The sequence below is a fragment of the Citrobacter sp. genome (genome assembly GCF_050252275.1).
Lineage (GTDB): Bacteria > Pseudomonadota > Gammaproteobacteria > Enterobacterales > Enterobacteriaceae > Citrobacter_A > Citrobacter_A amalonaticus.
Window position 1 is genome coordinate 1 of the sequence record NZ_JBFWLF010000251.1, and the last position, 6,773, is coordinate 6,773.

Consider the following 6,773-nt stretch of genomic DNA (forward strand, 5'->3'; position numbering starts at 1 on the left):
CGTCAATGGTCATATTATTGGCGTGCTGGACATCGACAGTACGGCGTTTGGGCGCTTCACCGCTGAGGATGAAGAGGGGCTTCGCCGGCTCGTTGCGCAGCTTGAAACCGTGCTTGCAATGACGGATTACAAAAAATTCTTTGCGAGCGTCGCAGGATAATCAACGGATAACGTAGCAATTACTGATGGCGTCATTATAATGACGCCTGTTCATGCCTGCTGCTTGTTGGCTACGTCCGTTGTAATCAGGAAATTTCATGGAAAATCAACCTAAGTTGAATAGCAGTAAAGAAGTCATCGCGTTTTTGGCCGAGCGTTTTCCGCAGTGTTTTAGTGCGGAAGGCGAAGCGCGCCCACTGAAAATTGGTATTTTTCAGGATCTGGTAGAGCGTATTGAGGGCGAAATGAACCTCAGCAAAACGCAACTTCGTTCCGCTTTACGTCTTTATACTTCAAGCTGGCGTTATTTGTACGGCGTTAAGCCGGGCGCAACGCGTGTCGATCTCGACGGCAACCCGTGCGGTGAGCTGGATGAGCAGCACGTTGAACATGCGCGTAAGCAGCTTGAAGAAGCGAAAGCTCGCGTTCAGGCGCAGCGTGCAGAACAGCAAGCGAAAAAACGTGAAGCTGCCGCTGCTGCAGGGGAAACTGAAGATGCCCCGCGTCGTGAACGTAAGCCGCGTCCTGCACCACGCCGCAAAGAAGCGACTGAGCGTAAACCGCGTGCTGAAAAACCTGCCGCGAAAGCGCCTCGCGCACCTCGTGAAGAGAAATTGACTCCGGTTTCGGATATTTCAGCGCTGAGCGTTGGACAGTCTCTGAAGGTGAAAGCGGGCAACGATGCGATGGATGCCACCGTATTAGAAATCACCAAAGATGGCGTCCGTGTACAGCTGAATTCGGGTATGTCTTTGATTGTACGCGCAGAACACCTGGTGTTCTGAAACGGAGGCCAGGCCTGGCATGAACACATTTTTTAGGCTTACCGCGTTAGCTGGCCTGCTTGCAATAGCAGGCCAGACCTTCGCAGTGGACGACATTACGCGTGCCGATCAGATTCCTGTTCTTAAGGAAGAAACCCAGCACGCGACGGTGAGTGAACGCGTCACGTCGCGTTTTACGCGTTCTCACTACCGTCAGTTCGATCTCGATTCGGCCTTTTCCGCCAAAATTTTCGACCGCTATCTGAATTTACTCGACTACAGCCACAACGTGCTGTTGGCGGGGGATGTCGAACAGTTTGCGAAGAAGAAAGGGCAACTGGGTGACGAATTGCGTTCGGGTAAGCTCGACGTTTTTTACGATCTCTATAATCTGGCGCAAAAACGCCGCTTCGAGCGTTTTCAGTACGCACTGAAAGTGCTGGAACGTCCGATGGACTTCACCGGGACTGACACCTTCAATCTCGATCGCAGCAAAGCACCCTGGCCAAAAGATGAGGCTGAGCTGAATGCGCTGTGGGACGGCAAGGTGAAGTTCGATGAGTTAAGTCTGAAACTGACCGGCAAAGACGATAAAGAAATTCGTGAGACGCTGACGCGTCGTTATAAATCCGCGATCCGTCGTCTGACGCAAACCAACAGTGAAGATGTCTTCTCCCTGGCGATGACCGCGTTTGCGCGGGAAATCGATCCGCATACCAACTATCTCTCGCCACGCAATACCGAGCAGTTTAATACCGAGATGAGCCTGTCCCTTGAAGGGATTGGTGCCGTGCTGCAAATGGACGATGACTATACGGTCATTAACTCCATGGTGGCTGGCGGTCCGGCGGCGAAGAGCAAGGCGATTAGCGTCGGCGATCGCATTGTCGGTGTGGGTCAGACCGGTAAGAGCATGGTCGATGTGATCGGCTGGCGCCTGGATGATGTGGTTGCGCTTATCAAAGGGCCAAAAGGCAGCAAGGTTCGTCTTGAAGTTCTGCCTGCCGGCAAAGGCACAAAAACCCGTATTGTCACACTGACGCGTGAGCGTATCCGTCTGGAAGACCGTGCCGTTAAAATGTCTGTGAAGACGGTAGGTAAAGAGAAAGTCGGCGTACTGGATATCCCGGGCTTCTACGTTGGCCTGACTGACGATGTCAAAGTTCAGTTGCAGAAACTGGAAAAACAGAACGTCAGCAGCATCGTCATCGATCTGCGGACCAACGGCGGCGGGGCGCTGACGGAGGCTGTTTCGCTGTCCGGTCTGTTTATTCCTTCCGGTCCGGTGGTTCAGGTTCGTGACAACAACGGTAAAGTCCGTGAGGACAGCGATACCGATGGCGTTGTGTATTACAAAGGCCCGCTGGTGGTTCTGGTCGATCGCTTCAGCGCGTCGGCATCGGAAATTTTCGCCGCGGCCATGCAGGATTACGGTCGTGCGCTGATTGTTGGTGAGCCGACTTTCGGTAAAGGTACCGTGCAGCAGTATCGTTCGCTGAATCGTATTTACGATCAGATGCTGCGTCCAGAATGGCCCGCACTGGGCTCCGTTCAGTACACGATCCAGAAGTTCTATCGTGTGAATGGCGGCAGTACTCAGCGTAAAGGCGTCACGCCGGATATCATCATGCCGACGGGGAATGAAGAGACCGAAACCGGTGAGAAATTTGAAGATAATGCGTTGCCGTGGGATAGCATCGATGCCGCAACGTATGTGAAATCAGACGATCTGACACCGTTCGGCCCTGAATTACTCAAAGATCACAACGCGCGTATCGCGCAGGATCCTGAGTTCCAGTACATCATTAAGGATATCGCCCGTTTCAATGCGATGAAGGATAAACGCAACATCGTATCTCTGAATTACGCGCAGCGTGAAAAAGAGAATAACGAAGATGATGCGCTGCGCCTGGCGCGAATCAATGACCGGTTTAAACGAGAAGGAAAACCGGTTCTGAAGAAACTGGACGACCTGCCAAAAGATTACCAGGAACCGGATCCGTATCTTGATGAAACGGTGAAGATTGCGCTGGATCTGGCGACGCTCGAGAAAGCGAAGCCCGCGGTACAACCGACCGCAACGAAATAACCTCATACAGGCACAAGAAATTGTGCCTGTTTTTTTAACAAGCGCATGAAGTCGTCAGCCTGATGCAGAAAAATGTAAAGTTGTGTCTTTCTGGTGACTTACCGGGCATTGATGCTTGAAAATAGCCGTACGACCCATACGATGTGGGTAATCGCATAGTGCGTTTTGTTAAGTTGAGGTTAAAAGAAAATTATGATGCGAATCGCGCTTTTCCTGTTGACGAACCTGGCCGTCATGGTCGTTTTCGGGCTGGTGCTGAGCCTGACAGGGATTCAGTCGAGCAGCGTTCAGGGCCTGATGATTATGGCGCTGCTGTTCGGTTTCGGTGGTTCCTTCGTTTCACTGCTGATGTCAAAGTGGATGGCCTTACGCTCCGTCGGTGGGGAAGTGATCGAGCAACCGCGTAACGAAAGAGAGCGTTGGTTGATGAATACGGTCGCCACGCAGGCGCGTCAGGCCGGTATTGCCATGCCGCAGGTCGCTATCTACCATGCGCCGGACATTAACGCGTTTGCCACCGGGGCGCGCCGTGATGCCTCTCTGGTTGCGGTCAGTACCGGTCTGCTGCAAAACATGAGCCCGGATGAAGCTGAAGCCGTTATTGCTCACGAAATTAGCCATATCGCGAACGGTGACATGGTTACCATGACGCTGATCCAGGGGGTGGTGAACACCTTTGTTATCTTCATCTCGCGCATTCTGGCGCAGATCGCCGCTGGTTTTCTCGGTGGTAACCGTGATGAAGGCGAAGGCAGCAATGGCAACCCGATGATCTACTTTGCGGTCGCAATGGTACTGGAACTGGTGTTCGGTATTCTGGCGAGCATCATTACCATGTGGTTCTCTCGTCACCGTGAATTCCACGCTGATGCGGGGTCCGCCAAACTGGTCGGCCGTGAAAAGATGATTGCTGCGCTGCAGCGTCTGAAAACCAGCTACGAACCGCAGGAAGCATCCAGCATGATGGCCTTCTGCATCAATGGTAAAGGTAAATCGCTGAGCGAACTGTTTATGACTCACCCGCCGCTGGATAAACGTATCGAAGCGCTGCGCAGTGGGGAATACCTGAAGTAAGCCTGTCGGTAAGAAGAGAAAGCGCGTCCATGGACGCGCTTTTTTTACGCCTGTGCCCGGGGCTGTGTGATGCGTAGACCGCTCACCACCGCTGCCACGGTCGCCAGAATCCCTGCCATCAGCAAAGAAACATGCGTGCCGTTATCCCCAAACTGGTTCAACAACAGCGCGACCAACGCCGCACCTGAGCTTTGTCCTAACAGACGGGCGGTGCCCAGCATGCCGCTGGCGCCGCCGCTGCGTTCACGTGGCGCAGAGGTGATGATCGTGTGGTTATTGGGGGATTGAAATAAACCAAACCCGGCGCCGCAGAGAATCATCGGCCAGATGATATCCAGATCGGACGGCGCGGCAGGAAGTAATACCAGGGCAAACAGTCCACTTGCCATCACCAGCAGGCCCAGCGCGCCCAGTAAACCGGCATGGACGCGTTCAATCAGATACCCGGCCAGCGGCGCCATGACCATCGTTGCCAGTGGCCAGGGGGTGAGCAACAAACCGGTTTCTACTTCACTCCGCCCCAGTACCGTTTGCAGATAGAAGGGCAGGGAGACCATCGCCAGCATCTGCGCGCAGAAAGAGCAGATTGAGGTGCCTATCGACAGTGAAAAAAGAGGAATACGCAGCAGGTCGACCGGCAATAACGGTACCGGTAATGAAAGCTGACGACGGATAAAGAAATAGCCCACCACCATCATTGCCGCCACTTCGGCCCCGATCAGCGTCATGGGTTGTCCCTGTGCAAAACCACTCAGTGCGGTGATCAACAGACCAAACGTCAGCGCATTCATCACGGCGCTGGGGAGGTCAAAACGCGGTCTATTGCTGCGTGAGCCATTAGGCGGCAGAAAGCGCATTGCCAGAATCAACGCAATAATCCCTAACGGCACATTGATCAGAAACAGCCATTTCCACGAGGCAATTGAGAGGATAGCGGCCGCGATGGTTGGGCCTGCGGCCGCAGAGACGGCAACGATAAAGGAGTTGATACCCATCCCGCGACCCAGATGGCGCTGAGGATAAATCAGACGAATCAACGCCGTGTTGACGCTCATCAGCGCCGCGCCGCCGAACCCCTGAACGACACGCGCCATCGTCAACATTTGTAGCGAGTCCGCGAGAGCGCAAAACAGTGAGGCCAGCAGAAAAACCACTAGTCCGCATTTGTAGATGCGTCGATAGCCAAACATATCGCCGAGAAACGACAGCGACAGTAGCGAGACGACAATGGCGATCTGATAGGCGTTGACGACCCATATTGAGCTGGCGGCTGAAGCGTGTAAGTCAGTGGCTATCGTGGGGAGCGCCACGTTGGCAATGGCGCCGTCCAGTACGGCCATCGAAATACCAATAACGATGGTTAAAATAGCACCATATCGCTGTGGAAGCGGCAGGCCGTCGGCCTGGGATTTATTCATGTGATTGATAGTTTATGCGAAGAATATGATCAGGGTAGTGATTTTAGCATTGATATTCAGGCTTTATATCGCAGATTTGTAACGAAGTAAGCAAAGATGGATTGCGGGGGCCTGGTCATGAAATTATAATAAAAAATCGTTCTGATTTTTATAAAACACTCGTAATGAGGTGATAGATGGCTAACGCAGATCTGGATAAACAGCCTGATTCTGTATCTTCCGTGCTGAAGGTTTTTGGCATTCTGCAGGCGCTGGGTGAAGAGCGCGAAATAGGGATTACCGAGTTATCACAACGCGTCATGATGTCAAAAAGCACCGTTTATCGCTTTTTACAGACCATGAAAACACTGGGATATGTGTCACAGGAAGGTGAATCCGAGAAGTATTCTCTGACGCTGAAACTGTTTGAACTGGGCGCTCGCGCGCTACAGAATGTTGATCTTATCCGCAGTGCGGACATCCAGATGCGTGAACTCTCTCGTCTGACGAAAGAGACGGTGCACCTCGGCGCGCTGGACGAAGACAGCATCGTCTATATTCATAAGATTGATTCGATGTACAACCTGCGTATGTATTCGCGTGTGGGTCGCCGCAACCCGCTTTACAGCACCGCGATTGGTAAAGTGCTGCTGGCCTGGCGCGATCGTGACGAAGTGAAGCAGATTCTGGACGGCGTTGAGTACAAGCGCAGTACCGGGCGCACTATCACCACCACGGAAGCATTGCTGCCGGTGCTGGATAAAGTCCGCGAACAGGGTTATGGCGAAGATAACGAAGAACAAGAAGAAGGTTTACGCTGCATTGGCGTACCGGTATTCGATCGTTTCGGCGTCGTGATTGCGGGGCTGAGTATCTCCTTCCCCACGCTGCGTTTTTCTGAAGAAAAATTGCATGACTACGTTTCGATGCTGCATACCGCGGCGCGTAAAATCTCTGAGCAGATGGGTTACAACGATTATCCGTTCTGACGATGTCATGCTGTCGATAGTCAAGAAACGGCCGGCATTTTCGCCGGCCGCTTTAATCCTGTGATATTTTGCTTAAGCAATACGCCAGGCGCGACTCACGACGACGGGATATTAACCGTTATCGACGACCACGGTACTCTTACGCAATATCGGACAATCCGTTAATCCGATGATACCGCTATCGGTATGAACATATTGCGCGGTGGCGGTTCCTCGCGCGGTGAGATACTTGCATTGCAACCCCAGCCCGGCAGCATTCTCCTGACTGCCTATCAGCACACCATACCCACTGAGTAATAAT

Annotated in this window: 6 protein-coding genes and 1 pseudogene; 5 read left to right on the forward strand and 2 right to left on the reverse strand. The window is 52.8% G+C overall.

Features of this window, described 5'->3' with window-relative positions:
• The 4 genes and pseudogenes from AB7E14_RS18245 to htpX all read left to right on the forward strand — a co-directional run.
• A pseudogene (locus AB7E14_RS18245) lies at window positions 1-160 on the forward strand (GAF domain-containing protein); the annotation flags it as partial.
• A 97-nt stretch (window positions 161-257) separates the two neighbouring features.
• The gene (gene proQ / locus AB7E14_RS18250) at window positions 258-944 is read left to right on the forward strand and encodes an RNA chaperone ProQ (RefSeq protein ID WP_043000397.1); all 687 of its coding nucleotides are present in this window, start codon (window positions 258-260) and stop codon (window positions 942-944) included.
• Between the two features lie 19 nt (window positions 945-963).
• On the forward strand, window positions 964-3,012 hold the full coding sequence (gene prc / locus AB7E14_RS18255; RefSeq protein WP_316961749.1) for a carboxy terminal-processing peptidase: 2,049 nt from the start codon (window positions 964-966) through the stop codon (window positions 3,010-3,012).
• 192 nt (window positions 3,013-3,204) lie between these two features.
• Complete coding sequence (gene htpX, locus AB7E14_RS18260) at window positions 3,205-4,086, forward strand: protease HtpX (protein ID WP_042318474.1); 882 nt, start codon at window positions 3,205-3,207, stop codon at window positions 4,084-4,086.
• A gap of 44 nt (window positions 4,087-4,130) precedes the next feature.
• Here the strand turns inward: htpX and AB7E14_RS18265 are convergent, their stop codons facing one another.
• Entirely contained in the window at window positions 4,131-5,504 is a 1,374-nt protein-coding gene (locus AB7E14_RS18265) for an MFS transporter (RefSeq protein WP_316961748.1), read from the reverse strand.
• Window positions 5,505-5,680: 176 nt separating this feature from the next.
• On the opposite strand from AB7E14_RS18265, the gene kdgR reads away from it, so the two are divergent.
• The gene (kdgR, locus tag AB7E14_RS18270) at window positions 5,681-6,472 is read left to right on the forward strand and encodes a DNA-binding transcriptional regulator KdgR (protein WP_043000400.1); all 792 of its coding nucleotides are present in this window, start codon (window positions 5,681-5,683) and stop codon (window positions 6,470-6,472) included.
• Between the two features lie 111 nt (window positions 6,473-6,583).
• On the opposite strand, the gene AB7E14_RS18275 is transcribed toward kdgR, so the two are convergent.
• A partial coding sequence (locus AB7E14_RS18275; RefSeq protein WP_428169762.1) for a YobH family protein occupies window positions 6,584-6,773 on the reverse strand: 190 nt, incomplete at its 5' end.

Coding starts and splice junctions, on each gene's coding strand:
- proQ (WP_043000397.1), top strand. CDS start 258: ATGGAAAATCAACCTAAGTTGAATAGCAGTAAAGAAGTCATCGCGTTT.
- prc (WP_316961749.1), top strand. CDS start 964: ATGAACACATTTTTTAGGCTTACCGCGTTAGCTGGCCTGCTTGCAATA.
- htpX (WP_042318474.1), top strand. CDS start 3,205: ATGATGCGAATCGCGCTTTTCCTGTTGACGAACCTGGCCGTCATGGTC.
- AB7E14_RS18265 (WP_316961748.1), bottom strand. CDS start 5,504: ATGAATAAATCCCAGGCCGACGGCCTGCCGCTTCCACAGCGATATGGT.
- kdgR (WP_043000400.1), top strand. CDS start 5,681: ATGGCTAACGCAGATCTGGATAAACAGCCTGATTCTGTATCTTCCGTG.